25 protein-coding genes are annotated in these 25445 nt (G+C 61.8%); 13 read left to right on the top strand and 12 right to left on the bottom strand.

Annotated elements, in window-relative coordinates; translation table 11 throughout:
* Positions 1–20: 20 nt before the first annotated feature.
* Both J6497_RS13590 and J6497_RS13585 read right to left on the bottom strand, forming a co-directional pair.
* The gene (locus J6497_RS13590; protein WP_225704772.1) at positions 21–1172 is read right to left on the bottom strand and encodes a glycosyltransferase; all 1152 of its coding nucleotides are present in this window, start codon (positions 1170–1172) and stop codon (positions 21–23) included.
* A 321-nt stretch (positions 1173–1493) separates the two neighbouring features.
* Positions 1494–2726: an MFS transporter gene (locus J6497_RS13585; protein ID WP_249793546.1), complete on the bottom strand. Its 1233-nt coding sequence runs from the start codon at positions 2724–2726 to the stop codon at positions 1494–1496.
* 181 nt (positions 2727–2907) lie between these two features.
* Between J6497_RS13585 and J6497_RS13580 the strand changes: the two genes are divergently transcribed.
* From J6497_RS13580 to J6497_RS13570, 3 genes are all read left to right on the top strand, one after another.
* Positions 2908–3741: a universal stress protein gene (locus tag J6497_RS13580; RefSeq protein ID WP_225704770.1), complete on the top strand. Its 834-nt coding sequence runs from the start codon at positions 2908–2910 to the stop codon at positions 3739–3741.
* A 30-nt stretch (positions 3742–3771) separates the two neighbouring features.
* Positions 3772–4779 (top strand): sodium:calcium antiporter, encoded by a 1008-nt coding sequence (locus tag J6497_RS13575; RefSeq protein WP_225704769.1) that lies wholly within the window; start codon positions 3772–3774, stop codon positions 4777–4779.
* Between the two features lie 345 nt (positions 4780–5124).
* Entirely contained in the window at positions 5125–6531 is a 1407-nt protein-coding gene (locus J6497_RS13570; RefSeq protein ID WP_225704768.1) for a sodium:proton antiporter, read from the top strand.
* A gap of 94 nt (positions 6532–6625) precedes the next feature.
* Here J6497_RS13570 and J6497_RS13565 read toward each other — a convergent pair whose 3' ends face one another.
* The 5 genes from J6497_RS13565 to gph all read right to left on the bottom strand — a co-directional run bounded on the left by J6497_RS13565 (position 6626) and on the right by gph (position 11740).
* Positions 6626–8281 carry a TRAP transporter large permease gene (locus J6497_RS13565; protein ID WP_225704767.1) on the bottom strand — a complete coding sequence of 552 codons (1656 nt, stop codon included), beginning with the start codon at positions 8279–8281 and terminating at the stop codon, positions 6626–6628.
* Positions 8282–8309: 28 nt separating this feature from the next.
* Positions 8310–8891, bottom strand: a complete 582-nt coding sequence (locus J6497_RS13560; protein ID WP_225704766.1) for a TRAP transporter small permease subunit — start codon at positions 8889–8891, stop codon at positions 8310–8312.
* Between the two features lie 325 nt (positions 8892–9216).
* Positions 9217–10251 carry a GTP 3',8-cyclase MoaA gene (gene moaA, locus J6497_RS13555; protein WP_225704765.1) on the bottom strand — a complete coding sequence of 345 codons (1035 nt, stop codon included), beginning with the start codon at positions 10249–10251 and terminating at the stop codon, positions 9217–9219.
* Between the two features lie 184 nt (positions 10252–10435).
* Complete coding sequence (locus J6497_RS13550; protein WP_225704764.1) at positions 10436–10903, bottom strand: hypothetical protein; 468 nt, start codon at positions 10901–10903, stop codon at positions 10436–10438.
* Positions 10904–11053: 150 nt separating this feature from the next.
* Positions 11054–11740 (bottom strand): phosphoglycolate phosphatase, encoded by a 687-nt coding sequence (gene gph / locus J6497_RS13545; RefSeq protein ID WP_225704763.1) that lies wholly within the window; start codon positions 11738–11740, stop codon positions 11054–11056.
* A 60-nt stretch (positions 11741–11800) separates the two neighbouring features.
* Between gph and J6497_RS13540 the strand changes: the two genes are divergently transcribed.
* The 5 genes from J6497_RS13540 to J6497_RS13520 all read left to right on the top strand — a co-directional run bounded on the left by J6497_RS13540 (position 11801) and on the right by J6497_RS13520 (position 16073).
* Positions 11801–12634, top strand: coding sequence for an SDR family NAD(P)-dependent oxidoreductase (locus tag J6497_RS13540; protein WP_225704762.1), 834 nt, complete (start codon positions 11801–11803; stop codon positions 12632–12634).
* Between the two features lie 212 nt (positions 12635–12846).
* Positions 12847–13539: a ribose-5-phosphate isomerase RpiA gene (gene rpiA / locus J6497_RS13535; protein ID WP_225704761.1), complete on the top strand. Its 693-nt coding sequence runs from the start codon at positions 12847–12849 to the stop codon at positions 13537–13539.
* A gap of 25 nt (positions 13540–13564) precedes the next feature.
* Positions 13565–14107, top strand: a complete 543-nt coding sequence (locus tag J6497_RS13530; protein WP_225704760.1) for a DUF2059 domain-containing protein — start codon at positions 13565–13567, stop codon at positions 14105–14107.
* 124 nt (positions 14108–14231) lie between these two features.
* Positions 14232–15617: a glutathione-disulfide reductase gene (gene gor, locus J6497_RS13525; protein ID WP_225704759.1), complete on the top strand. Its 1386-nt coding sequence runs from the start codon at positions 14232–14234 to the stop codon at positions 15615–15617.
* A gap of 144 nt (positions 15618–15761) precedes the next feature.
* Complete coding sequence (locus tag J6497_RS13520) at positions 15762–16073, top strand: HigA family addiction module antitoxin (protein ID WP_225704758.1); 312 nt, start codon at positions 15762–15764, stop codon at positions 16071–16073.
* A gap of 214 nt (positions 16074–16287) precedes the next feature.
* Here J6497_RS13520 and pstB read toward each other — a convergent pair whose 3' ends face one another.
* The 4 genes from pstB to J6497_RS13500 all read right to left on the bottom strand — a co-directional run bounded on the left by pstB (position 16288) and on the right by J6497_RS13500 (position 20209).
* Complete coding sequence (pstB, locus tag J6497_RS13515) at positions 16288–17082, bottom strand: phosphate ABC transporter ATP-binding protein PstB (protein WP_225704805.1); 795 nt, start codon at positions 17080–17082, stop codon at positions 16288–16290.
* A 230-nt stretch (positions 17083–17312) separates the two neighbouring features.
* Complete coding sequence (locus J6497_RS13510; RefSeq protein WP_225704757.1) at positions 17313–18485, bottom strand: MFS transporter; 1173 nt, start codon at positions 18483–18485, stop codon at positions 17313–17315.
* A complete protein-coding gene (locus J6497_RS13505; protein WP_225704756.1) occupies positions 18482–19843 on the bottom strand; it encodes an FAD-dependent oxidoreductase in 1362 nt (453 codons plus the stop codon). Before J6497_RS13505 ends, J6497_RS13510 begins: the two co-directional genes overlap by 4 nt.
* Positions 19844–19891: 48 nt before the next feature.
* Positions 19892–20209, bottom strand: coding sequence for an ArsR/SmtB family transcription factor (locus J6497_RS13500; RefSeq protein ID WP_225704755.1), 318 nt, complete (start codon positions 20207–20209; stop codon positions 19892–19894).
* A 128-nt stretch (positions 20210–20337) separates the two neighbouring features.
* Between J6497_RS13500 and J6497_RS13495 the strand changes: the two genes are divergently transcribed.
* The 5 genes from J6497_RS13495 (at position 20338) to J6497_RS13475 (ending at position 22970) form a co-directional block, all read left to right on the top strand.
* Positions 20338–20700: an ArsR/SmtB family transcription factor gene (locus tag J6497_RS13495; protein WP_225704754.1), complete on the top strand. Its 363-nt coding sequence runs from the start codon at positions 20338–20340 to the stop codon at positions 20698–20700.
* Positions 20693–21220, top strand: a complete 528-nt coding sequence (locus tag J6497_RS13490; protein ID WP_225704753.1) for an arsenate reductase ArsC — start codon at positions 20693–20695, stop codon at positions 21218–21220. Before J6497_RS13495 ends, J6497_RS13490 begins: the two co-directional genes overlap by 8 nt.
* Complete coding sequence (locus tag J6497_RS13485; protein ID WP_225704752.1) at positions 21220–21921, top strand: aquaporin; 702 nt, start codon at positions 21220–21222, stop codon at positions 21919–21921. The genes J6497_RS13490 and J6497_RS13485 overlap by 1 nt, the downstream gene beginning before the upstream one ends.
* Positions 21918–22319, top strand: a complete 402-nt coding sequence (gene arsC, locus J6497_RS13480; protein WP_225704751.1) for an arsenate reductase (glutaredoxin) — start codon at positions 21918–21920, stop codon at positions 22317–22319. The genes J6497_RS13485 and arsC overlap by 4 nt, the downstream gene beginning before the upstream one ends.
* Positions 22320–22565: 246 nt before the next feature.
* The gene (locus J6497_RS13475; RefSeq protein ID WP_225704750.1) at positions 22566–22970 is read left to right on the top strand and encodes a four-helix bundle copper-binding protein; all 405 of its coding nucleotides are present in this window, start codon (positions 22566–22568) and stop codon (positions 22968–22970) included.
* A gap of 1412 nt (positions 22971–24382) precedes the next feature.
* Here the strand turns inward: J6497_RS13475 and J6497_RS13470 are convergent.
* Entirely contained in the window at positions 24383–25288 is a 906-nt protein-coding gene (locus J6497_RS13470; RefSeq protein WP_225704749.1) for an alpha/beta hydrolase family protein, read from the bottom strand.
* Positions 25289–25445 lie beyond the last annotated feature (157 nt).

Raw genomic sequence — 25445 nt, 5'->3', positions numbered from 1 at the left:
TTTTGCGCGCTGCGACGTGATCAACGCACGATTTCTTCCAGTTCGCGAACAAGGGGAGCTCCGCTGACCTCGGCGGCAATGATGTCTCTGAACTGGCGGGCAGCGGTGAGGAATTGGGGCTCTCGAATCAGGCGCGCAATCGCGGCGGCGATTTCCGCTTCGGCCGCGTTTGGCGGCAAGATCAACCCCACGCCGCGGGCTTCCACACGCGCGGCAATGTCGCTTTGATCGCGTCCGAACGGCATGACCAGAAGCGGCAGGCCATGCGAGAGCGAACGGCTCACCGTGCCGTGGCCACCGTGGGTCACAACCAGCGAGACCTCCTCCATGACCGCATCATGCGGGGCGCTCGGCAGCAGCCTGACGTTGTCTGGCGCATGCAGGGTTATCTCTTTCAGAGCTGGTCCGAGCGTTGCAACCGCATCCATCTCGACGCCTCCTATCGCGTTGATCGTGCGTTGCAGCGCATCCGTTTGATCTTGATTGGTTGTGCTGAAAGAAATTAGCGCGCGCGGACGATCGGACCCATTGAACCAGGGAGAGATCCACGGCTTCGACCAATCCGAGGAATCCAGGAGCGGTCCGATGTAGCGAACGTTGCCGGGGAGGAAGTCCGGGGCAAAGTCAAACGCCGCACTCATCGCGATCAGGAGCCGCGCCGGTCGGTCGAACAACTCCAGGACATGGGCGCAAGGGGCAAGCTGCAGGCTTGCACGCGCCCCGTTCAGCATCGGCAGCCATTCGTTCATGACGGCAACGAACCGGCTGCTTGCTGCCTCGACAACGACACGCTCGTCTGGCGTGCGGGGCACCGGCAAACCGCTGCCAACTGGCGGCTGCCCGGGGAGAGGTCGCAGGCTGACGGTGGGTGAGAGCAGCGCACAAGGAACATTCTCGGCTTCCGCAGCGAGCACAGCGCCGAAGAGGGCGGTATCGGTCAACAGACCGTCAGTGGGGAACCGCCGAATTTCATCGCGAGTGTCTGCGCCTTGCGCGGCCGCTGGGCCAAACAGCAAGTTATCGCATGCGTAGTGAAGGGGATCGCCGGTTCGCGCAATGGGAGAAAAGTGAGGCGTCCGTTGCCAGGTAGCGAAGTGGAAGCCTGCCGCCTCGACTGGTGCGCGCGCGTCCGCACGCGCGATGAAGCGAACGCCATGGCCCTTCGCGCGCAATTGCCGTGCCGCCGTCAGAGTCGGTCCGAGATGGCCAGGCCCGCCCCAAGAGGCCACCAGGAAATTGTAGGACATGGCTTGTTTCCCATCGATCGATCAGGAGCGGCTATAGCGAGCCGGTCGACAGCAGACCGCCGATTGCCCGATGGGAGAGATTTGGGCACGCGCGCTACCATACTGTTGCAGCAGATCGGATCTTCGTTGCATCGGTAATCCGCCGCTCCGCGGCTGATGAGGTCCGTAGCCCGGGTGAAGCGCAGCGTAACCCGGGACCGCCTGCAATCGTGGATGCCGAGGTTCCGGGTTACGCATTCGCTCGGGCTACGGTTGCGATGCAGCAGCCTGCACCTTCACCGGTGCCGTCTCGGGCATCAGGCTCATCGCGATAAGTCCGACGATCGCCGCAAGCAGGAGATACCAGGCCGGCGCCAGCGGATCTCCCGAAACATGGAGCAGCCACGTGACCACGAGCTGCGCGGTGCCGCCGAAGCTTGCGATTGCAACCGCATAGACGGTGGCGAACACGCCGCCCCGGATTTGTTGGGGCAGCGCCTCGGTGAAGGTCGCATAGAAAGCGCTGAACGGCAGCGATCCGATCAGCGATAGCGCGCCGAAGCCGAACAACAGCGACCATGCGCCCGGTGCATCGGCGATCCAAAGGAAGATCGGATAAGTCAGCGCGAGCGCGACCAGTTGCGGGTAGATCATGACCGGCTTGCGACCAAGCAGGTCGGCCAGCCAGCCTCCCAGCAACGCGCCTGCGATTCCAATACCATTGCTGACAAGCGACGTTGCGAAGGCCAGAGACGGCGCCACATGCAGTGTGTTCTGTGCATACGTCGTCATGTACTGCGTCACGTAGGTCGAAATCGTTCCGCTCGCCAAAATCATCAGCGCCAATACGATCAGGCGAATGTGCCGGCCCGCCAGCGCGAGATGGCTCGAGCTTTCAATGCGCCGAGCGCCGCTTTTATCCTGCGGGATCGTCTCCGGCAGCGCCCGGCGCATCCAGAACCCGAACGGCAGGCAGACGGCCCCGATCAGGAACGCCACGCGCCAACCGTAGGATTCCAGCGCCTCTGATGTCATCGTCCTGCTCAGCAGGAGCCCGACCAGCGCACCTGCGGTGGCGGCGATGAGCTGACTCGTCGGCTGCCACGAGACCACCAGCGCCCGGCGCTCAGGCGAGGCGATCTCCAGGAGATAGGCCGTGGTCGGCCCGACCTCACCGCCGAGCGCAAATCCCTGCAGCATCCGCGCTACGAGCACAATGATCGGCGCTACAAGGCCGATGGCGTTGTAGGATGGAGTGATGGAGATCGCCACGATCGCGATTCCCATCAACGCAAAGCTGAGCAGCATTGCCGGCCGCCGGCCAACACGGTCGGAATAGATGCCAAGCACGATCCCGCCGATGGGGCGCGTGACGAAACCCGCGCCGAAGGTCGCGAGCGACAGCATCAGGCTGCCATACTCGTCGTGTGCAGGGAAGAATGTGTGCCCGATCTGTATGGCGAAAAAGCTGTAGGTGATGAAATCATAGAATTCGAGCATGTTGCCGATCGTGGCGGCAAATGCTGCGCGCTTTATGCCGAACTGTCTGGCCTCTTCAATGTTAAGCGTGAGCCTCAATAGGAGCCCATCCTGGTCGGTTCGGGGATCAACGATTTGACCTTCATCAAGTGTGAGCGGAGCGGTACAGTTAGATTGACGAATATCAGAACTGGGATTTGCGATGCTGAAACGAATTTTGGTCCTGCTTGGCGAGACACCATCCTCCGTATCGGCGCGGCACTTCGCGTTCGGCTTGGCACGACGCACGGAAGCTGACCTGACGGGATTGGCCGGTATCGATCTGACTTACATCGAAGCACCGATGCTTGGAGGGATCGGTACTACAGCCTATAAAGTCGACTTGGAGGAGCAGCTCAAGACACAAGCGAGTGACATCCGGCGGCGCTTACGCAGCACATTCGAGGTGGAATGTCGTGATCGTAGTATTGCTTTTGAGTGGCTGTCATTCGAAGGCGATCCCGTAGGGGCGCTATATCTGGCATCCGAGGCCAGGGACTTGGTGATCACCGGTCACGATACGGCCTTCTGCGGCAATGTTCATGAGCAATTGTCGGAGGTTCTCGCCAAGTTGTTGCTTGTAACGCCGCGGCCGGTGATTGTTTGCCCGCATGAGCTTACTGCTAATGGCGATATATTGATCGCCTATGACGGCAGCATCCCGGCGATGCGTGCCGTCCAAATGTTTGTGCTGCTCGGAATTGGTGCGGGAAGACGCATCTCTGTGACATCGATTGACGAAAGTCAGGAACTGGCTGCACGCAGAACCGCCGGTGCGGCCGAATATCTTCGTAGCCATGGACTTGAAGCAGAGGCGCATCCCATCGCATCTGGAATTCATCCGGCAGAGGTCATCAGGTTGGAAATCGAAGATCGGAAGATCGGGACGCTCGTTATGGGTTCTTTTGGACATCGCGGTTTTCGAACCGCCCTGTTTGGCTCGACGACAAATGCATTGGTCGAGGCACCGCCCTGCGCGCTCTTTGTCTATCATTGATAGGCGACGACGTTCGGGGGCAAGAACGTCATGATGCCAATCCTCCTGCCTTGGCTGAAGTTTGCGTTTTGTATCATCCTGATCGGCCTTGCCGGCCCGGCGCTGATACGGAACGGCGATATCATTGGGCGTATAACCGGGCTATCTCGGTCGTGGATCGGCCTTATCCTGCTCGCAACAGCCACGTCCCTTCCCGAATTGTTCACGGGCATCAGCGCAGTAACGGCTGCGGATACACCCAACATCGCGGTCGGCGACGCGCTCGGAAGCTGCATCTTCAATCTGTTGATGCTGGTGCTCCTGGATGAGCTAACTCGCGATGAGCCGATGTACCGGCGCATTGATCAAGGTCACATCCTCACAGCCGGTTTCGGCGTGATCCTGATCGGCTCGGTTGGCGCATTCCTGTTGCTCGGCCACAATAGCGCCAGTTTCCAGCTCCTGCACATCAGTGGCTATACCCCATTCATCATTGTGATTTACTTCGTCGCTATGCGAGCGACCTTCGTCTATGAGCATCGCGCCAGGCCGCCAGATGCCTTCAAAGCGGAGGCCAATATCACTTTGCGCGTCGCGGCTCTCCGCTACGCTCGCGCAGCCGGCGTGATCGCCGTGGCCGGCGCGTGGCTGCCGTTTGTCGGACAGGAACTGGCAGAAGCGACAGGCTGGAAGGCGACTTTCGTCGGCACGCTGCTCATTGCCGGAGCCACCTCGGTGCCAGAGCTGGTGGTAACGGTCAGTGCGTTACGGCTCGGCGCCGTCGATATGGCCATCGGTAACCTGCTCGGCAGCAATCTCTTCGATATTCTGATCCTGGCAGCCGATGACATCGCCTACACCAAGGGTCCTCTGCTAGGAGCGGTTTCGCCTGCTCACGCCATCACTGCGTTTGCCGCCGTAATCATGTCAGGCATCTTCGTCGTTGCCATGCTGTACAAGCCGGAGACACGCGTGCGCGGAGTAATCGGCTGGGTCAGTTTGGCGCTGCTCCTGGTCTATCTGTTCAGCTCGTACGCCGTCTACCTGCACGGCCACTAGCGGCCGTTCGCAAGCAGGAGGGATGCTGAAGTATCCTTCGAGACGTATCGCCAATAACCCGAGCCCGCTGACATGCGGATGATGATGCGCCCGCGGAGGCTTGCACAGGCTGCGTCGCGTCATGCTATAGAGGGTCTAGCTGTTGCCAAGAGAGCGGAAGCGCCGTCCGGGATTTCGAGGATGGTCATATCGCGCATTTAAGATGGAGCGAGCAGGTATGGGTCTTCTTTCCAGCTTCGGCCAATGGCGAGCGGAACGCGTTCGCGTGCCTGCCCCGTGGCTGGCTCTTTCGTTGGCTGCCGAAGCAGGTTTCGCGTCGCATTTTCTGCAACGAGCGTGAACCGAATGCGAGTCGACTGCTATTTTTTGACCGGTATCTTGGTCGCTCTCTTATTTCCCTCGGAGGCGCTTGCCGCCACGCTTGACGGGGCCAATCTGCGCCTTGGCTGGGTTGTGCCCTTTGCGGGCGTGCTTCTGTCGATTGCGGTGCTTCCTCTCGCTGCGCCGCATTTTTGGGAACACCATCAGGGCAAGATAGTGGCGACTTGGGGTGCCCTGACTGCGATCCCGCTCGCGCTCTCGCTCGGGTTGGTCGAAGCCACGCATGCGCTGGCGCATACCGCACTGCTGGAATACATTCCCTTCATCCTTCTGCTCCTGGCGCTCTTCACGGTTGCCGGCGGAATCGTCGTGCGGGGCAATCTGCACGGCTCACCTGCTTTGAACACCGCGCTACTTGCAGTGGGAGCTCTCCTGGCAAGCGTGATCGGCACTACCGGAGCATCCATGGTGATGGTTCGTCCGGTCATCCGGGCCAATGACGACCGTCGGCACAATGCCCATGTCATCGTGTTTTTCATTTTTCTGGTCTCGAATATCGGTGGCTCGCTGACGCCGTTGGGCGACCCGCCTCTTTTTCTCGGATTCCTGCGGGGTGTCGATTTCTTCTGGACGACGAGGCATCTGGCAGCAGAGACGGCATTTGCTGCGGGAGTTCTACTGGTCGTCTTCTTCTGTATTGATGCATATCTCTACCGCAAGGAGGGACGCATCAAGCCCGACCCGACGCCCGACAATCCATTGCGGGTCAGCGGCGGTGTCAACTTCGCGCTTATGGCTGTCATCATTGCAGCCATTCTCCTCAGCGCGTCGTTCAAACTTGGAAGCTTCGAGGTCTTGGGCACGCACGTGGCAGTGGAGAATGCGCTGCGCGATGCCGTCATGGTCTGCGTGGTGTTCGTCTCGCTCGCATTGACGCCGAGGCGGGATCACGAAGCGAACGGCTTCTCGTGGGGGCCGATCGTTGAAGTGGCGAAGCTCTTCGCCGCGATCTTCGTCACCATTATTCCCGTCCTCGCAATGTTGAATGCGGGACGTTCCGGCGTATTTGGGCCGCTCGTAGCCATGGTCACGGACGCCGATGGTGTTCCAAACAATGTCGCCTATTTCTGGCTCACCGGCCTTCTTTCATCTTTTCTCGACAATGCACCGACGTACCTGGTTTTTTTCGAGCTAGCCGGCGGCGATCCGCAACAATTGATGACGAACGGAGCCTTGACGCTTGCGGCGATCTCTGCGGGCGCAGTGTTCATGGGTGCCAATTCATACATCGGCAATGCGCCAAACTTCATGGTCTATGCCATCGCCAAGAAGAGCGGCGTCCGCATGCCGAGCTTCTTCGGCTATATGGCGTGGTCTGCGATGCTGCTGCTGCCCACTTTTGCGCTGGTCACGTTGATTTTCTTCCGGTGAGCGTTAGAGCTGCTATCGACCCGATGACGGCGCGGTCGTCGCGAACGTCGATCCCAGGCGCTGCATTTCACGCTGCGGAAGATAGCTCCGCCGATCAGTTCTTGGGCTGTCCGAAATCCAGCGGTGGCAGATCGATCTGCGGGATCTCGATCTTGACCGAGTTCGGATCGACGGTCGACGCAGCGCCCTTGTAGTGCATCACCATCGACGGGAACAGGATGACCAGCCCCACCATGATGATCTGGATGACGACGAACGGCACTGCGCCCCAATAGATCTGGCCCGTCGTCACCGGGTCCATGCGCTTGCCAGTGACGCGATCGGTGTAGGATTCCTTTGGTGCCACCGAGCGCAAATAGAACAGCGCGAAGCCGAACGGCGGATGCATGAACGACGTCTGCATGTTGACGCCGAGGATGATGCCGAACCAGATCAGGTCGATGCCGAGCTTCTCGGCCGCTGGCCCGAGCAGCGGGATGACGATGAAGGCGAGCTCGAAGAAGTCGAGGAAGAAGGCGAGGACGAAGACAATGGCATTGACGAAGATCAGGAAGCCGACCTGGCCGCCGGGCAGCGAGGTCAGGAGATGCTCGACCCATACATGGCCGTTGACGCCGTAGAAGGTCAGCGAGAAGACGCGGGCGCCGACCAGGATGAACACCACGAAAGCCGACAGTTTCGCGGTCGATTCCGCGGCTTGGCGGATGAGATCCCAGCTCAGCCGGCGCTTCATGGTGCCGAGGATGATCGCACCCGCGGCACCCATCGCGCCGCCTTCAGTCGGCGTGGCAACGCCGATGAAGATTGTGCCGAGCACCAGGAAGATCAGGAAGAGCGGCGGCACCATCACGAACGTGGTCTGCTGCGCCATCGCCGAGAGGAAGCGGAAGCCCGTGATCTTGTCCATGATCCAGTTCACGACGGCGACGAAGAACGCGAACAGGATGCCGTTGAACATGGTGAGCACGACGTAGTCGGCGCCCGCCACGGTGGAGTTCCGCATCATGAACCAGCCGAACACGCCGCTCGCGATGAACAGCACGCCGAGTGACCAAAGTCCGCGTCCGCCATTCTTCTCGCGGAAGCCGACCGCTTCCGCAGGAAGGCCGGGCGTCGCCTTCGGGAACAACATCGAGACCAGGAAGGCATAGCTGGCATAAAGGCCTGCAAGGACGAGGCCTGGAATGAAGGCGCCCTCGTACATGTCGCCGACCGACTTGCCGAGTTGGTCGGCCATTACGATCAGTACCAGCGAAGGCGGAATGATCTGGGCCAGGGTGCCGGAGGCGGCGATAACGCCGGTCGCCACTCGACGGTCGTAGCCGTAACGCAGCATGATCGGGAGCGAGATCAGCCCCATCGAGATCACGGAGGCGGCAACGACACCGGTCGTGGCGGCGAGCAATGCGCCGACGAAAATGACGGCGTAGGCGAGGCCACCGCGGACGGTGCCGAACAACTGGCCGATGGTGTCAAGGAGATCCTCGGCCATGCCGGACCGTTCGAGCACAAGCCCCATGAAAGTGAAGAAGGGGATCGCGAGCAGCGTATCGTTGTTCATCACCCCGTAGACGCGCTCGGGCAGCGCCTGCAGGAAGTCGGGATGGAATTGTCCGAGCTCGATGCCGACCACGGCGAAGATAAGTCCGACCGCGCCGAGCGAAAATGCAGCCGGATAGCCGAGGAGGAGCGCGACGACCAGCGCCGCGAACATGATCGGCGCCATATTGTCGATGAGAAAAGCTGACATCTAGAAATCCCTTGTGATCGTTCTGCTGTCAGCGCTTTTCGATCGCTTCGACGAGGTGTTCCACCTCGGCCTCGATGGGATTCACCTGCGTGTCGTGCGGGTCCGGTATGAGACCGCGCATCACTGCGATGCGCTTGATCAGTTCGGATATTCCCTGGACAAACAGAAAGGCAAATCCAATGACGACCAGCGACTTGGCCGGCCACTGCGGCAGGCCGCCGGCATTGCCGGATTGCTCGTTGAGCTCATAGGACCGCATGAAGAACGGGCCGCCGGTGATGATCATGACGACGCAGAGCGGCAGCAGGAAAAACGCGTGACCGACGACGTCGATGATGTTGCGCACCTTCTTGGGGAAGGCGTTGTTGACGATATCGATCCGGATGTGCTCGTTGTCGAGCAGGGTCCAGGGCGCGCATAGCAGAAACACGACGCTGAACAGCACCCATTGAAGCTCGAGCCAAGAATTGGAGGAGGTATCGAGCGTCTTACGGACGACGGCGTTGACGGCGGAGATGACGACCGCGACCAGGATCAACCACGCCAGGCGCTTGCCGGTCCACCGTGTGAACGCATCAATGCCACGGCTCAATTTCAAGAGCGATTGCAACCGATCATCCTCCCCGCTTTGGAGCTTCAGCAGTCTTGACCGCGCCCGCCCGGCGCAGTGGCTTATCCAGCCATGCTAGCGTGAAGCCCGCCGCACCAAACCAGCGGTCGGAGCCGCCGTCAATCGGAAGTTTGTTGATATTGAAGGGGAATTGGCGGTGCGGTACGGCAGCGCCGGTCCCCGCCGTGTATCATCATGAGGCCGTGGCCGATGCTCAGACGCCACTGACTAGCGTGGGACTAAATTCAACGGCTGACGCTCGGCCTGTGGACCGCTGATCCTGCCGACGTCGAGTTCATGGGAAGGTGCAGAACGGCAAGTAGAGCTAGCCGCCGGTGACGCTCATATGCCGGCTCACGCTGGGGCGGTTGTGGCGGCGATCGATGATGAAATCGTGCCCCTTCGGCTTCAATCCGATGGCGCGATCGATCGTGGCGGACAAGAGCTCGTTGTCTGCCGAGGCCCGCAACGGCTTGCGCAAATCGGAGGCATCCTCATGGCCGAGGCAGGTGTGCAGCGTGCCGGTGCAGGTGATGCGCACCCGGTTGCAGGATTCGCAGAAATTGTGGGTCATCGGCGTGATGAAGCCGAGCTTGCCGCCGGTCTCGCTGACCCGGACATAGCGGGCAGGGCCGCCGGTGCTCTCGTCGAGATCGGTCAGCGTGAACTGCTTTTCCAGCCGGGCGCGGAGAAGTGACAGCGGTACGTACTGATCGATACGGCCGGCGCCGATGTCGCCCATCGGCATCACCTCGATCACCGTCAGCCCCATGCCCTTGCCGTGCGCCCATTCCATCAGCGAGGGGATCTCGTCCTCGTTCATGTTCTTCAGCGCCACCGCGTTGATCTTGACCGCAAGCCCCGCGGCCTGCGCCGCCTCGATGCCGGCCAGGACCTTGTCGATGTCGCCCCAGCGTGTGATCGCGCGGAACTTGTCGGCATCGAGCGTGTCGAGCGAGACGTTGATGCGGCGCACGCCGCAATCGGCGAGTTCATTGGCGAAGCGCGCGAGCTGCGAGCCGTTGGTGGTCAGCGTCAATTCATCGAGCGCGCCGCTCGCAAGATGCCGCGACAGCGAGCGCATCAGCGACATCACGTTGCGTCGCACCAACGGCTCGCCGCCGGTGAGGCGGAGCTTGCGCACGCCCTTGGCGATGAAGGCCGAGCACAGCCGGTCGAGCTCTTCCAGCGTCAAGAGATCGGCCTTCGGAAGGAAGGTCATGTCCTCCGACATGCAGTAGAAGCAGCGCAGGTCGCAGCGGTCGGTGACGGAGACGCGCAGGTAGCGGATCGTCCGGCCGAACGGATCGGTCATCGGACGGAACAGTGATTCGGAGGGAGGAAGCGAAATCGCGCTCATTCACACGCCTTGCTTGGCGGAGCCTGAGGAAAAACAAGCAACGCTCCGCTAGCACAATCTAGGCAGCTTGCCGCCGTCCGACAATGCGTTCCGTCAAATAGTGCTGTGCGAACATGCAAATTCAAAGCGTTTTCGAGCGAAGTGGACGCCGGTTCGCGTCAAGAAAACGCGTCAAAATAAGAATCTAGCGCTGCACTGGCGCGTTCGGATCGGGGAACGGCGTCTCACTGGCGGCGGCCGGTTCAGCCGCAGGTGCTGCAGCCACCGGTTTCGGCCGTCTTGGCCGCGGCTTGCGCGCCCTCGGCGGCGGAGCTGCCGGTTTCAGTTCCGCGACCACGGGATTGGGATCGAGCACGGTCGAGGCGGGCGTTGTGAGGTCGCCGGGGTTGCGGACCACCGTGACCGGAACGGTCGCCGGTTCGAACTTCGGCATGTTGAAGGTGACGGAGAAGCCGCTGTCGGGAGCGGCTACCGAGACGGTGCAGGGCGTCTTGCAGCCCGGTCCGACCGAGGTCACCGCGTCGGCGCCCGGAGGCGTCGATTCGAGTTGGACCTGGACCGGCGCCGGCGCCGACTTGAACGAATCCCAAGAAAAAGACGAGCAGCCGGCCAGGCTTGCCCCGGCGACGGCAATCGCGATGACACGACGCATATTGATCCACCTAACTGTGGCTGAGAGCCACAATCCCCGGCCGGACCATAGGAGGGCAGGCACTGCGGCGCAACGGCGCAGGGCGGATTCGCTAAGCGATGGTTAATAAGGATGCGTAGCGTTGCAGAAAAGCAACGATAGCTCAGTAGGTTAGGAAATATTCACAGCCCTGGCGAGGCTGTCGACAGCGGCCGGCAGCTCGCGCATATGGCCGATCAGTCTGTCCGGCTTCAATTCGGCGATAGGTATCTCGGTATAGCCGAATGCGACCCCGATCACCGGGATGCCCGCCCGTCGGGCGACCCCGACATCGGTCCCGGCATCGCCGACCATGATCGCGGACGACAATTGTTCGCCTGCCCGCGCCACCGTCTGCCGAAGGATCGCCGGATCCGGCTTCGAGACCCCGAAGGTGTCGGCGCCGCAGATCGCCGCAAACCGCCCGCTCAGGCCGAGCTCATCGAGCAGGAGCTTTGAAAGGAACTCGAGCTTGTTGGTGCAGACTGCGAAGCGGAACCCCTGTTCGGCGAGCTCGTCCAGGGCGGTTTCCAAGCCTTCGAACGGGCGCGATTCGTTGGCGATGTGGGCGGCGTAATAGTCGATGAAATCCTTGGTCAGCCGGCTGATATCGTCCGTGCCGACCTGGCGGCCCTCGAGCTCGAGCGCGCGCTCGATCAATTTGCGTGCGCCGGCGCCAATCATGGTGCGCGCTGATTGCAGCGGCAGTGGGGCCAAGCCCTCACGGTCCAGTACGTAATTGAGCGCGCTGATCAGGTCGGGCGCGGTATCGACGAGGGTACCGTCGAGATCGAAAACGACAATGCCGGGAGATTTCATCTTCCTGTGGCTATCGTTTCCGGCGCCGTCGTGCAAGGGAAGAGGGTAAGGGAAGGCGCTATGCACGAACTTGCCAACAGAACAGCCTTTGTCACGGGTGGGGCGAGCGGCATCGGCCTTGCACTCGGTCGCGCGTTCGCGGCGGCCGGCATGAAGGTGATGCTCGCCGATATCGAGGCGGAGGCGCTGGAGCGTGCGGTCGGAAGCCTGGCCGAGTTCGGCCCGAACGTCAGAGGCACGATCTGCGATGTCGCCGATGCCGCCAGTGTCGAGGACGCCGCCGGCGCCGCGTTCGACGCCTTCGGCAATGTCCACATTCTCTGCAACAATGCGGGCGTCGCCGGTGGTGGTGGCATCGATGCCATCTCGCTGGAAAGCTGGCGCTGGGTGGTCGATGTCAATCTCATGGGCGTGGTGCATGGCATCGCAAGTTTCCTGCCGCACATGCGCAAACACGGCGAGGGCGGACACATCGTCAACACCGCCTCGATGGCTGGGATGAACGCGGACCTCGGGTTCAGCGCTTACTCGGCGACGAAATTCGCAGTCGTGAGCATGTCGGAGGGATTGGCCCTGCGGCTCAAGCCGCTTGGTATAGGCGTCAGCGTGCTGTGCCCGAGCTTCGTGCGGACCCGTATCGGCGAGAGCGGACGCAACCGGCCTCCGCGCTATGGTCCCGCACCGACGCTCGATCCCGACAGCCCCGCGGCCGCCATGGTCGCGGAGATCGCGCGGCAGCTTCAGGCCGGCATCGATCCCGCCGACGTCGCCGCGCGCGTCCTTGCCGCGATACGGGAAGACCGCCTCTACGTATTCACCCATCCCGGCAGGCGGGCCGAGGTCGAGACCCGGTTTGCCGCGATCCTGGCCGCGATGGACGAGGTCTCCAGTTAATCTTTCGGTTTAGGACGAAGCATGTCGCCGCCCGAAGAAAGCGTGAAAAAACAAGACGCTGGCGCCCGATTCTGATCGAATGTGAAAACTGCGGCCGGCGGCCGTGCAGGGCGCTATTGGCGCTGTCCCTGCGCGCAAAAGGCGGCTAGATATGCGCCCGCCGGAGCGGGGTGGTCCGCTCCCAAGCGCTTGGGAATCGTCGAAACGTGGACATGGACGGATTGAAACGACAGGCCGCGGCGCGCGCCCTTGAAGAGGTGCGCGACGGCATGAAGCTCGGGCTCGGCACCGGCTCCACTGCCAAGCATTTCGTTGACCTGCTCGGTGAGAAGGTGCGGGCCGGCATGAAGGTGGTGGGGGTGCCGACCTCGGAGGCGACCCGCGTGCAGGCGGAAGCCTGCGGCATTGCCCTCACCACGCTGGACGAGATCGACCATCTCGATCTCACCGTCGACGGCGCCGACGAGGTCGATCCCGCGCTCAACCTGATCAAGGGCGGCGGCGGTGCGCTGCTCCGCGAGAAGATCGTGGCGGCCGCATCCGATCGCATGATCGTGATCGCCGATGACAGCAAATGGGTCGATGCGCTCGGCCGTTTCCCGCTGCCGATCGAGGTGATCCCGTTCGGGCTCGCGGCGACCAAGGCGGCGATCGCGAAGGCCTTTGCGGAAGCCGGCGTTGCCGGGCAGATGGTGCTGCGGACGGCCAAAGACGGTCACGTTTTTGTCACTGATGGCGGCCACTGGATTGTCGACGCCCACCTTGCACGGATAGGGGACGCGCCGCGCTTGGCCGGGCTGCTGAGCGTGATCCCCGGCATCGTCGAGCACGGGTTGTTCATCGGTCTCGCCGGCATGGTCGTGCTGGCGGGCACGCAGGGAATTCGCGTTGTTGAACGGCGTTGACGCCGTAAATTCTGGGAGAGTTGGAATGACGAGCTTTGTACGGATTTTGGCGGCCGCCGGCCTGGCAGTGGGTGTGGCCCTGACCGCCGTATCGGTGAGCGCGCAGCAGAAGGCGCCGGCTCCCGCACCGGCGCCGGCGCTGAAGGAAGGCTCGCCTGCGGCGATCGCAGCGGCGAAGGAAATCCTCAAGATGAAGAACGCGAGCGCGATGTACGCCAACGCCGTTCCCAACATCGTGCTGCAGACCAAGGAAAGTCTGCTGCAGTCCAACCTCAACTACCAGAAGGACCTCAACGAGGTCGCCGCCATCGTCGCCAAGAACCTGGCCGGCCGCGAGCAGGAGATCGGCGAGGGCATGGCCAAGGTCTATGCCAACGAATTCACCGAGCAGGAACTGAAGGACCTCGTCACCTTCTACAAGTCGCCGCTCGGCCAGAAGCTGCTCGCCAGCGAGCCCCGCGCAATCCAGTTCTCGATGTCCTATATGAACCAATGGGCACAGCAGTTCGCGGAGGTCGTGAACGCCCAGTTCCGGGCCGAGATGCGCAAGCGCGGCAAGGAGATCTGATCCAAAGCGGGGATGACTTTTCTTCGAAATGTAATCCCGCTTTAGCTCTTTGTTTGAGCATGATCTTTTCGGAAAACCGGTGTCCACTTTTCCGGATCATGCTCTGGTTTAGGACATAGGCGCCATGGCTGATTACGACGTCGATCTGTTCGTCATCGGAGGCGGTTCGGGCGGGGTTCGCGCCGCCCGTATCGCCGCAGGCCATGGCGCGAAGGTCATGGTCGCCGAAGAGTACCGGATGGGCGGTACCTGCGTGATCCGCGGCTGCGTGCCGAAAAAGCTGTTCGTGATGGGCTCGCACGTCCAGCAGGAGATCGAGGATGCCGCCGGTTTCGGCTGGACCATCCCGCAGGCCTCGTTCGACTGGCCGACGCTGGTCGCCAACAAGGACAAGGAGATCGCGCGGCTGGAGGCGGCCTACACGACCAATGTCGAGAAATCCGGCGCGCACATCGTCAAGACGCGGGCTGTCTTCGAGGATGCGCACACGCTGCGTCTTGCGACCGGTGAGACGGTCAAGGCCAACTACACGCTGATTGCGACCGGCGGCGCGCCCAACCATGGGCCCGAGATTCCCGGCATCGAGCACGTGATCTCGTCGAACGAGGCGTTCCACCTGGCTGAATTGCCGAGGCGCATCGTGATCCAGGGCGGCGGCTATATCGCACTGGAATTCGCCGGCATCTTCGCCGGCCTCGGCTCCGACGTCACCGTGATCTACCGCGGCGACAACATCCTGCGCGGCTTTGATGAGGACGTCCGGGAGCATGTCCGCGCCGAGATGGAGAAGCGTGGCATCACCATCCTGACCGGCTGCACCGTCACCAAGGTCGACCGTCACGGCAAGGAATTCACCACGCATCTGTCGAACGGATCGAGCCTGGCCTCAGAGAGGGTGATGTTCGCGATCGGGCGCCATCCGAACGTCGCCAATCTCGGCCTGGAGAAGGCGCGCGTCGCCATCAATCCGAACAACGGCGGCATCGCGGTCGATGCCTGGTCGAAAAGCTCGGTGCCGAACATCTACGCCATCGGCGATGTCACCCATCGCCACAACCTGACGCCGGTCGCGATCCGCGAGGGCCACGCCTTTGCCGACACCGTGTTCGGCAAGCGCCCGGTGCAGGTCGATCACGCCAGCATTCCGACCGCGGTATTCTCGCAGCCCGAGGTCGGCACGGTCGGCCTGACCGAAACCGAGGCGCGCGCGCAAGTGAGCCGCGTCGACATCTACAAGACCAGTTTCCGCCCCATCAAGGCGACGATGTCAGGCCGCGACACCCGCGTGCTGATGAAGCTCGTGGTCGACGGCGCCAGCGATCGCGTGCTCGGCTGTCACATCGTCGGCGATTGCGCCGCCGAGATCATCCAGGCGGTTGCGATCGCGGTGAAGATGAAAGCGACCAAGGCCGATTTCGACGCCACCTTCGCGCTCCACCCGACGGCCGCCGAAGAACTCGTGACCATGCGCACCCCGACCGCGCGTTATGTGAGACAGGCTGCGGAGTAGCGAAGGCCCGCTTTCATGCGCTCGTTGGCCGCGGAAAAGGTCGCTACGCTGTGAACGCGAGCGGAAACTGGCGTATCACGTTCGTTTGGATCGAGGGCGATGCCGTCGATGTCGATCTAGAAGACTATCACTGAGGACAAGTTCATGGCCAGGAAGGTTCCGAAACGAGGTTTACCGCCGATGCATCCGGGCGAACTTCTTCGCGAGGAGATTTTGCCGGCCATCGGTCGACCCAAGACGGAGATCGCCAAGCTGCTGGGCGTTTCGCGCCAGACGCTTTACGATGTGCTGATGGAAAGGCAGCCGGTGACGCCGATCATGGCGTTGCGACTTGGGAAGCTGTGCGGAAACGGTCCCGATCTCTGGCTCAATCTGCAGAAGCGCTGCGATTTGCATCAGGCGCAGCAGGAGCTTGGCGAGAAGATCAAGAATATCCCGACACTGGAAGTTGCCTGAAATAGTAGGGCAGGGCTGTAGCAGGGTCATAGGGCGGGTTAGCGAAGCGTAACCCGTCGATTTCTCTTTCACTTCATCCGTCGTTCCGGGGCGCGCAAAGCGCGAGCTCTGATGTGCAATTGCACATCAGAGAATCTATTCATCACTTGCGTCTGCGGCCCAATGGATTCCGGGCCTGCGTGCTTCGCACGCATCCCGGAATGACAAGAACATCTCATCCAAACCGGCCGGTCAGGAACCGCTCCGTCTGCTGCTTCTTCGGGCTGACGAAAATATCCTGGACGGTTCCGAACTCGATCAATTCGCCGAGATACATGAAGCCGGCGAAGTCGGATACCCGCGCTGCCTGCTGCAGATTGTGCGTGACGATGACGATCGCATGATCCTGCTTGATCTCGTCGATGGTATGCTCGATCTTGGCCGAAGAGATCGGATCGATCGACGAGCAGGGCTCGTCGAGTAGCAGCACTTCCGGCTTTACCGCAATCGCACGGGCAATGCTCAGCCGCTGCTGCTGGCCGCCCGAGAGTTCGAAGCCGTTGCGCAACAGATCGTCCTTCACCTCGTCCCATAGCGCCGCGCGGCGCAGCGCCGCTTCGACGAGCTCGTCCATCTCGCCCTTCGAGACCTCGCGCTGCAGGCGGATCCCGAACGCGATGTTGTCATAGACCGTCATCGGGAATGGCGTCGGCTTCTGAAACACCATGCCGATCCGCGCCCGCAGCTGGTAGACGTCGATACGTCCGAGGATGTTCTCGCCGTTGAACAGGATCTCTCCTTCCGCGCGCTGGCCCGGATAGAGATCGTGCATACGGTTGAGCACGCGGAGCAAGGTGGACTTGCCGCAGCCCGAGGGACCCATGAACGCCGTGACGCATTTGTCGTAGATCGGCACAGTCACATCGCGCAGCGCCTGGTTGCCGTCCTCGTAATAGAAGTTGAGGTTCCTGACGCTGATCTTTTCCGTCGTCTGACTGCTCACGCTCTTCCCGTTGACGATGGCGGACATCGCTTGCCTTGCATCCACTTGCGGTGCGGCTTTGCCGATGGGCACGAAATTCGTTGCGGCTGCAGGCGACATCACAGGACTTCCCCTGTTGTTGGCATTTCCCGGCTTCGCTATCATGGTTAGCCGAACGGCGCCTTCGCTCCTTTGATGCTGATCAACCCGCCGCGACGCCGGCGCCCTGCGACTATAGAAGCGAGAGCGCGTCGGACGCTTTGCCCGTCATCTATCCGTCACGCGGTGCGGGCCGGACGTAACAGGAGCAAGGCGAGGAATGCCGATAGCGAGGCCAGGGCGCTGACCCAAAGCGCGCTGGCGCCGAAGTGTTCCACTGTCAAGCCCACGGCGAGCGGTGCCAGCGCTCCGGTCGCACGCGCGGGAAGGGAGATCAGTCCGACACGTTTCCCGAATCCCCTGGGTCCGAACAAGGCCAACGGCAACGTACCACGGGCGATCGTGATGATGCCGTTCCCTGCGCCATAGAAGATCGCAAAGAGCGGTGCGAACACAGGACCCCCGAGAGTGAGGATCACCACGCCAAGCGGATTCATCAACGTCGCAAGCCGCGCTGACAACAGCGGGTGGTAGCGCGCCAGCCATCCCGCTTCGATGATGCGTGCCCCGACCTGGGCCGGCCCCACCAGTGTTCCCGCAAACAGCGCCGCCGCCGGCGTCGCGCCCAATTGCACCAGGATGGTCGGCAGAAGTGCCGAAAGGCCCGAACTCACAAACCCTGAGGCGGCGAACATGTAGGCGAGCGCCACCATTGCAAACGTCTCGCTCTGACCCGACCCATTGCCCACTTGCGGCTGCGGGGCATCGATCTTCGCAAGCGGCGTCAGGCGCGGCAGGGAAAGGTTGAGGGGCAGTGCCAATCCAATGTGAACAAGAGCCCAGATCTGGCAGGCCGCCCGCCAGCCCAGTTCGGAATCAAGCCAGGTCGAAATCGGCCATCCCACTGTGCTGGCGAAACCTGCGATCAGGGTGATGCCGGTGATCGGCCGTCGCGCCGCGGCGCCATAGATGTGGGTGAGCGTGGCAAAGGCGGCCTCATACAGGCCCATTCCCATCGCGATCCCGAGCACGATCCAAGCCGCGATCAGGACGATCGGTCCACCTGCCATCGAAAGCAACAGCAGACCGCTCGCAAAGACGAGATTCGAGCTCGCCAGCAATCCGCGCCCGCCGAACGTATCGATGGCGTGGCCGACGCGTGGCCCGAGCAGGCCGGCGATGACGAGCCCGCCCGACAGTGCACCAAACACGTAAGTCGGCTCTATCGACAGGTCACGCGCGATCGGCGCTGCCAGAATGGCGGGAAGGTAGTAGCTCGACGCCCATGCGATGGTCTGCGTGGTGCCGAGCGCGACGATGACAGGCAGCGAGCCGACCGCGGCTTCCTTCATGAACAGCCGCAACCGGAATCGCCCAATTGCCGGGCTGTCTCGTCGGCGGCGCAGCAGGCCGATGCATCTGTTCCAGCGGGGCCGCCGCAGCAACCACCATCCTTCACCGAAGCCGAAACGTTGCAGACGCCGGTTTCCGGAAGCACGAGCTCGACCCGGCGTGCGGCCTGAATGTCGCCCGCAAGCTCCGCCGCGATCGACCGGACCTGTTCGTAGCCGGTCAGCATCAGGAAAGTCGGCGCCCGCCCGTACGACTTCATTCCGGCGATGTAAAATCCGGGTTCGGGATGTGCCAGCTCGAGCGCACCATGCGGGCGCACGGTTCCGCAGCTATGCTCATTCGGATCAATCAGCGGCGCCAGTGCGGGTGGACAATCGAGTGCGGGATCCAGCGAAAGGCGCAGTTCGCTGAGAAAGCCAACGTCGGGACGGAAGCCCGTCGCAACGATCAGTTCATCCACAATGAGCGATCGGCCGCAGCAGGCGGAGCCGGCGCCGATCCGAAGCCCGTCCTCCACCACGGTCAAATGCGTAACGCGGAAAGCTGGCTCGACGCGCACGCTTCCGCGCTGCACGAGTTCGGCAAACATGCTGCCCAGTGCGCCGCGCGCCTCGAGCTTGTCGTTGGCGCCGCCACCAAAGGATTTTGCCGGATCATCGCCACGGATCAACCAGCAAACCTCGGTGCCCGGAGCTGATTGAGCCAGCGTGACAAGATCAATCAAGGTGCCGACGGCCGAGTGTCCCGCCCCGAGCACGGCGACGCGCTTGGATGCGTACCGTGCTCGTTGTGCACCGAGAACGTCGGGCATGCCATAGGCGATCCGGATGGCAGCTTCCCTTTCACCGATCGCGGGCAGGCCATTGGCGCCAGCAGGGTTGGGTGACCACCAGGTGCCGGACACATCGATCACCGCGTCGGCACGCAGCGTCTTTTCGCCCGCGCCGTTTTGGTAGCGAAGCTCGAAGGGGGCATCGCCCCGACCCCTGGTCTTCACCTTGTCCAATCCAACCCGACTGATGCCGGTCACGCGCGCGGAAACGTGGATGTGGTCTTGAAGGACGGTCCTGGCGGCGAGAGGCTCCAGATATCGCTCCACCAGTTCGCCGCCGGTCGGATAGGCTTGTGGGTCCGGCGAATTCCAGCCATTGGGCTCCAGCAGCCGGCGCGCGGCTTCATCGACATTGTATTGCCACGGCGAGAACAGCTTTACATGCGACCATTGGCGCATGGCGTGACCGGCCTCACTCCCAGCCTCCAGCACCACGGGCGTCATGCCGCGCTCGATCACGTGCGCCGCCGCGGCGAGTCCGACGGGACCGGCTCCGATGATCGCGACCGTCTTTCCTGCGCGCATTTTGCTGATCCTATCCTTCTAGAATTGGCGAATAATCGGGTCAAAAAATCAGGCCGCCGTCTGCGCCTCCTTGCATTGCTTCTCTTCGGCGCAGCACTCCGCCACAAGGAAATCTACGAGGCCTCGCATCGTGTCATATTCGGCGTGGCAAACCAGCGTCGTGCCCTCGCGCACCTGAGAGATCAGTCCTACGGACACAAGCGCCTTGACGTGGTGCGACAGCGTCGACGCCGGAATCTTGAGCCGCTCCTGCAGGCGCCCAACCGGCATGCCGGCACGCCCGGCGCGGACCAGCGTTCGATAAATCTTGAGCCTGGTCGGGTTGCCCAATGCCTCCAGGCGCGCGGCTGCATCATCGATCTTCATGTCGGGAAGATGGGCCCGATCAGTGCCCTTGTCAAACGGTATTTCTAGTATATTGGAAATAAGGGCAGCGTCCGTCAACCGGATGAATCCGGTTGACTCGATCCCAATATTTCCATAACTCTGGATATATGGAAACTGAAGAAGCGGTGCTCGCCCTCGCGGCGCTTTCCCAATCAACCCGTCTGGAGGCCTTCCGGACGTTGGTCAGGCACGAACCTGATGGCCTCGCAGCGGGTGATCTCGCCCGCCTGCTGGAAGTTCCGCCGAACACGCTCTCGGCGCATCTCTCGATCCTCACTCGCGCGCGCCTTGTGACTTCGGAACGGCGCAGTCGGTCAATCGTCTACCGCGCCAATCTCACCGAATTTCGCGACATCGCTCTCTTCCTTCTCAGGGATTGCTGCGACGGACGACCGGAAGTCTGCACGCCCGTCGTCGAGAGCCTGCAGTCCTGCTGTTCTCCGAAACGAAAGGAGCGAACCCGTGGCTGACCACCCCTACAATGTCCTATTCCTCTGCACCGGCAACTCGGCGCGCTCGATCCTCGCGGAATCGATCCTGCGAAAGGACGGAGCCGGCCGATTCCAGGCCTTTTCCGCCGGCAGTGCCCCGAAGGGGGCAGTGCACCCGTTGGCGCTGCGCACGCTCGAGAGCATGGATTATCCGACCGACGGCATGCGCTCGAAGAGCTGGCTGGAGTTCGCAGCGCCTGATGCCCCGGTGATGGATTTCGTCTTCACCGTCTGTGACAACGCCGCGGGTGAGGCCTGCCCCATTTGGCCGGGCCAACCGATGACCGCGCACTGGGGCATTGAGGATCCCGCCGAGGCCCAGGGCACGGAGTTGGAAAAGCAGGCTGCGTTCATGACCGCCTTCCGCTACCTCAAGAACCGGATCGGCACCTTCGTGAGCCTCCCGCTGCGAAGCATCGACAAGCTCTCGCTGGGCACCAAGCTGCGCGAGATCGGTCGCTCCGATGGCGCAACACATCCAACGCCAAAGGCCGGCTGATGGACACGTTCGATCTTTTCCGGCGTCTCACGGCCGAAGCCCTCGGCACGGGCATTCTCGTCGCCACCGTGGTTGGCTCCGGCATCATGGCCGAGACCCTGACGAAGGACGTCGCTCTTGCGCTTCTTTGCAATACCTTGCCGACCGGAGCCATCCTGGTTGTTCTGATCACCGTCCTCGGTCCGATTTCTGGCGCACACTTCAATCCGGCCGTCACGCTTGTCTTCGCGGGTAAACGCGAACTGCCCGTGAATGAAGCCTCGCTCTACATCGTCGCGCAGATCGCCGGCGGCGCCATCGGCACGATGGCGGCGCATCTGATGTTCGCGCACCCTCTGATCGACTTCTCGATGAAGGTCCGCACCGGCGGAGCGCAATGGTTTGCGGAAGCCGTCGCCGCCTTCGGTCTGGTCGCTACGATTCTGGCTGGCATCCGCTTCCAGCGTACCGCTGTCCCGTGGCTGGTTGGCCTCTACATCACGGCGGCGTACTGGTTCACGGCGTCAACGTCGTTCGCCAACCCAGCGGTCGCAATCGCGCGCTCCCTGACGAATACCTTCTCCGGCATTCGCCCCTTTGACCTTCCAGGATTCATTCTGGCCGAACTCTGCGGGGCGATCGCCGGCATGCTTCTGATGAACTGGCTGCTTGGGCGGCCCGCGGTGCGCGGCCCTGTCGCCATTGCGGAGACACGACCATGACCGTCACGATCTATCACAATCCGAATTGCGGCACCTCGCGCAATACGCTCGCCATGATCCGGCAAAGCGGCGTCGAGCCTGTTGTCATCGAATATCTGAAGACGCCGCCTTCTCGTGAAAGGCTTGTCGAACTCATCAAGGCTATGAACGCGCCCGTTCGGGCGCTTCTGCGGGAGAAGGGCACGCCGTTTCACGAACTCGGTCTGAATGACCCAAAATGGTCCGATGACGAGTTGATTGATCAGATGCTCGCGCATCCAATCCTGATCAATCGTCCGATCGTGGTGACGCCCAAAGGGGTCAAGTTGTGTCGGCCTTCCGAAGCGGTATTGGAGCTGCTGCCTAATCCGCACATCGGCCGCTTCGTCAAGGAAGACGGCGAGGTCATTGAGACCTGACCTGATCGGGCCTGAGGGCTGCCCCAAATCCATCGCATCGATGAACCTCGCTCTAATGTTGCCTCGTGCAGGCGACGCGGGGGCGTATGGAACTTGGTCGGCCCTGCGATGCTGCCGTTCGAAAACGCTTCTTCGAGTGTATTGGCACAGTGGCGGGCTGATGAGCCTGTTTTCATGCACGCAGAGAACCTTTCCGAAACTCGGCGATTAGGCGAACGGAGAGGATCCTCGAATTGGGAGAGTTCCATGCAAGTCCAGGAAATGATCAGTCGCCATCCACGGGCCCATGGCGAGGGCGAGGGCCTGCTCGCCCGCTGCATCGAGCAATGTTATTCCTGCGCCCAGATCTGTACCGCTTGCGCCGACGCCTGCCTCGCGGAGGAGATGGTCAAGTCGCTGACGCAGTGCATCCGCCTCAACCTCGATTGCGCCGACGTGTGCAATATCACCGGCAGGATGGCCACCCGTCAGACGGGCTGGGATGACGAAATGATCCGCCGCATGCTGCACACTTGCACTGCGGCCTGCCGGCTCTGCGCCGACGAATGCCAGAAGCATGCAGGCGAGCACGAGCATTGCCGCATCTGCGCCGACGCCTGCCGCCGCTGCATGCAGGCCTGCGAAGCGGCCGGACGCAGCATGGCGCATTGAGAGGACTAGAGCGTTTTCGAGCGAAGTGGAGACCGGTTCGCATAGCAATCAAGTTTACGCAGATTGCGTAGACTTATCTGGGCAGAAAACGCATCAAAACAAGAATCCGGAGCTTCGGTTCTGATTCAATCAGAACCGTAGCTCTGGCAAATCACCCGCAAGTCCAGTGGCGCGGTAGCGAAAGCTTTCCTTTTGCTGCAACCGCTGGTTCCAGAATTAACCTGAAACCGCGGCATCAAGCTTAATTGCGGTATTGTGCTGCGGTCGGGAAAACTTGGCACTAGGGTTGCGGTATGCCAAACCGCAACCGCCGCAATGAGCCGCCATCACTGCCGTGGATCAGAAACGATCTCCGCGCCCAGTATGAAGAGGTGCTTCGCCTGCGGGCCAAGTTGAAACGCTTGCTCGCAAAGAAGACCCGTGGCCAATCGAAACGACGTCGTTGCCGCCACTAGGCGCAAGTGCAACTCTGCGGCTCGCCTGAACCAACTCACGCCGTCATTCCGGGGCGTCCGAAGGACGAGCCCGGAATCCATTGGGCCTCAGGCTCCCGTCATTGCGAGTGGAGCGAAGCAATCCATGCCTCCGCTCGCGGCGCTATTGATTGCTTCGCTCCGCTCGCAATGACGATGTGGTCACCTTCGGTGCGACAAATCAACCCGACGGGCAAATCAGCCGAAAGTCTGTCCAGACTCTCAGCGAAAAATATTCCGCTTCCGTCGTCGGGCAAATCAGTGATTTAACTCCGCGCGTCTCACCCGAATGAGGGGCGGCTCGCGATCGTCACGAACGTTGCGGTAGGATGCGGTGGACGCGGGTGTTGCGAAAGACGAACGCGGCATCAGCGGACGGCGAAGTCGTGTGGTTCTGGCGCCCCGACGCTGGCGCTAAGTTTTTTGCGCGAAGAAATTTGCGCGAGAGATGACGGTGGCAAGAAAGCCCGGTCACCGGGAAGAGCACGAAGTAAGCCGTAAAACCACTGCGCAGGGAAAGCCGGTGTTGCTCCGGTTGACCTGTGGTCCTACCCCCGTGCTTTTTGTTGCACGGGGCCCACGGGTGCGACCGGCACCCGGCTTTCCCTGCGCCCTCACTTCAATGAGAGGGTGAAACGAGATGCAAAGCTCGGGCTATGCATGCCGCGAGAACGCGGACGCACATCCTCTCACCATTCTTCACCGTCATGCCCGCGAAGGCGGGCATCCAGTAATCGGCGGCCTCTCGGTTCAAGCTCGGACGCCTCTGGAATACTGGATCGTCCGGTCAAGCCGGACGATGACCGGAGAAGCTGTTTGAAAATCGAACCGGACGTAGGATGGGTAGAGCGCAGCGAAACCCATCATTCGCGCGGCTGGCTCCAAAACCGATGGGTTTCGCTGCGCTCTACCCATCCTACGATCTGCGGTCCTCGAGCTTCACTCACTCGCCTCAATCCACTCCGCGGCACCGCGCCAGAGCGTATCGCGGTGTTCGGGACGAAAGAAACCGAAATGGCCGATCTTGTTGACGCCAGCCTCGTCAGGCGTGATCGAGATGATCTCCGGCTTGGCGGCGTCAAATCCCGAGCACAAGAGTTCGACCGCGGGCCGCGTCGCCCAGGGATCGTCGCTGATGCAGACCGCGCGCAAGGCGCCCGTGAACTTCGCAAAATTCGACACCGCGGTGAGCGCGGCATCATCGAACAGATAGCGTGGGCTGTTGACCCAATTCGTCCATTGCTCGAACACGCCTTTCGGCAAATCCATACCGAGCCCCGCCCAACCGGGCGTGTAGCCGAGCATGCGCGTCAACGGCAGAAGGACGAAATTCATGGCGGCATAGACGCGATAGCGCTCCGGCGAGGCGAACAGTTTCCAGTAGCCGGCCTGCGAAGCGACCAGGAGCGCGCGCGACACCTCTGTGTTGTTCGGTATCAGGCCCAGCGCCTGGCCGCCGAAGGAGTGGCCGACATAGGCGAGCGGCAGCGCCTGGTAGCGCTCGCGCATCCAGGCCACGGTGGCAGTAACGTCGAGCGCAGCCCAGTCCGACATCGAAGCCTTGAAGCCGGCCAGCGATTTCGGCTGGCTGGCTCCGGTCGGTGCCTTCTGCCTGGAATCGCCGGTGCCGCGATAATCGTAGGTGAGGACGACGGAGCCGCGCTTGGCGAGATAGGCGGCAAAGCCCTTGTAGACCTTGCGCGGCACTGCGGTCGCCGAATTGATCAGAACGGCTTTACGCTTGGCGCCGCGGGGCAGGAACAGCGTCGCACCGAGAGGATGGCCGTCGATGGCGGGCAGAATGATGTCGTCGAAGAAGATGTCGTCGAGCGCAGCCTCGGCCACTTACGGGTTTTCCTTGGCGTTAGCGTTTTGCTCTAACAAATGCGAATTCGGCTGTTGCCGCAAGGGCTTGAGCGGGCAGGTGGAAATCCGGCTGGCGGTCCTTGAACAGCCTGTATATATAGCTTCGCTTTCCCGGATAAGTAGCGGTTTTTGCTCA

The sequence above is a fragment of the Bradyrhizobium cenepequi genome, from assembly GCF_020329485.1.
Classification (GTDB): Bacteria; Pseudomonadota; Alphaproteobacteria; order Rhizobiales; family Xanthobacteraceae; genus Bradyrhizobium; species Bradyrhizobium cenepequi.
The sequence above is the reverse complement of the archived record's forward strand: the minus strand, read 5'-3'. Positions and strand labels throughout refer to the sequence as shown.

Bases quoted from the DNA above. Each gene is read 5' to 3' on its own strand.
- J6497_RS13585 (WP_249793546.1), bottom strand. From the start codon at position 2,726: ATGCTCGAATTCTATGATTTCATCACCTACAGCTTTTTCGCCATACAG.
- J6497_RS13580 (WP_225704770.1), top strand. From the start codon at position 2,908: ATGCTGAAACGAATTTTGGTCCTGCTTGGCGAGACACCATCCTCCGTA.
- J6497_RS13575 (WP_225704769.1), top strand. From the start codon at position 3,772: ATGATGCCAATCCTCCTGCCTTGGCTGAAGTTTGCGTTTTGTATCATC.
- J6497_RS13570 (WP_225704768.1), top strand. From the start codon at position 5,125: ATGCGAGTCGACTGCTATTTTTTGACCGGTATCTTGGTCGCTCTCTTA.
- J6497_RS13565 (WP_225704767.1), bottom strand. From the start codon at position 8,281: ATGTCAGCTTTTCTCATCGACAATATGGCGCCGATCATGTTCGCGGCG.
- moaA (WP_225704765.1), bottom strand. From the start codon at position 10,251: ATGAGCGCGATTTCGCTTCCTCCCTCCGAATCACTGTTCCGTCCGATG.
- J6497_RS13550 (WP_225704764.1), bottom strand. From the start codon at position 10,903: ATGCGTCGTGTCATCGCGATTGCCGTCGCCGGGGCAAGCCTGGCCGGC.
- gph (WP_225704763.1), bottom strand. From the start codon at position 11,740: ATGAAATCTCCCGGCATTGTCGTTTTCGATCTCGACGGTACCCTCGTC.
- J6497_RS13540 (WP_225704762.1), top strand. From the start codon at position 11,801: ATGCACGAACTTGCCAACAGAACAGCCTTTGTCACGGGTGGGGCGAGC.
- rpiA (WP_225704761.1), top strand. From the start codon at position 12,847: ATGGACGGATTGAAACGACAGGCCGCGGCGCGCGCCCTTGAAGAGGTG.
- J6497_RS13530 (WP_225704760.1), top strand. From the start codon at position 13,565: ATGACGAGCTTTGTACGGATTTTGGCGGCCGCCGGCCTGGCAGTGGGT.
- gor (WP_225704759.1), top strand. From the start codon at position 14,232: ATGGCTGATTACGACGTCGATCTGTTCGTCATCGGAGGCGGTTCGGGC.
- J6497_RS13520 (WP_225704758.1), top strand. From the start codon at position 15,762: ATGGCCAGGAAGGTTCCGAAACGAGGTTTACCGCCGATGCATCCGGGC.
- pstB (WP_225704805.1), bottom strand. From the start codon at position 17,082: ATGTCCGCCATCGTCAACGGGAAGAGCGTGAGCAGTCAGACGACGGAA.
- J6497_RS13510 (WP_225704757.1), bottom strand. From the start codon at position 18,485: ATGAAGGAAGCCGCGGTCGGCTCGCTGCCTGTCATCGTCGCGCTCGGC.
- J6497_RS13505 (WP_225704756.1), bottom strand. From the start codon at position 19,843: ATGCGCGCAGGAAAGACGGTCGCGATCATCGGAGCCGGTCCCGTCGGA.
- J6497_RS13500 (WP_225704755.1), bottom strand. From the start codon at position 20,209: ATGAAGATCGATGATGCAGCCGCGCGCCTGGAGGCATTGGGCAACCCG.
- J6497_RS13495 (WP_225704754.1), top strand. From the start codon at position 20,338: ATGGAAACTGAAGAAGCGGTGCTCGCCCTCGCGGCGCTTTCCCAATCA.
- J6497_RS13485 (WP_225704752.1), top strand. From the start codon at position 21,220: ATGGACACGTTCGATCTTTTCCGGCGTCTCACGGCCGAAGCCCTCGGC.
- arsC (WP_225704751.1), top strand. From the start codon at position 21,918: ATGACCGTCACGATCTATCACAATCCGAATTGCGGCACCTCGCGCAAT.
- J6497_RS13475 (WP_225704750.1), top strand. From the start codon at position 22,566: ATGCAAGTCCAGGAAATGATCAGTCGCCATCCACGGGCCCATGGCGAG.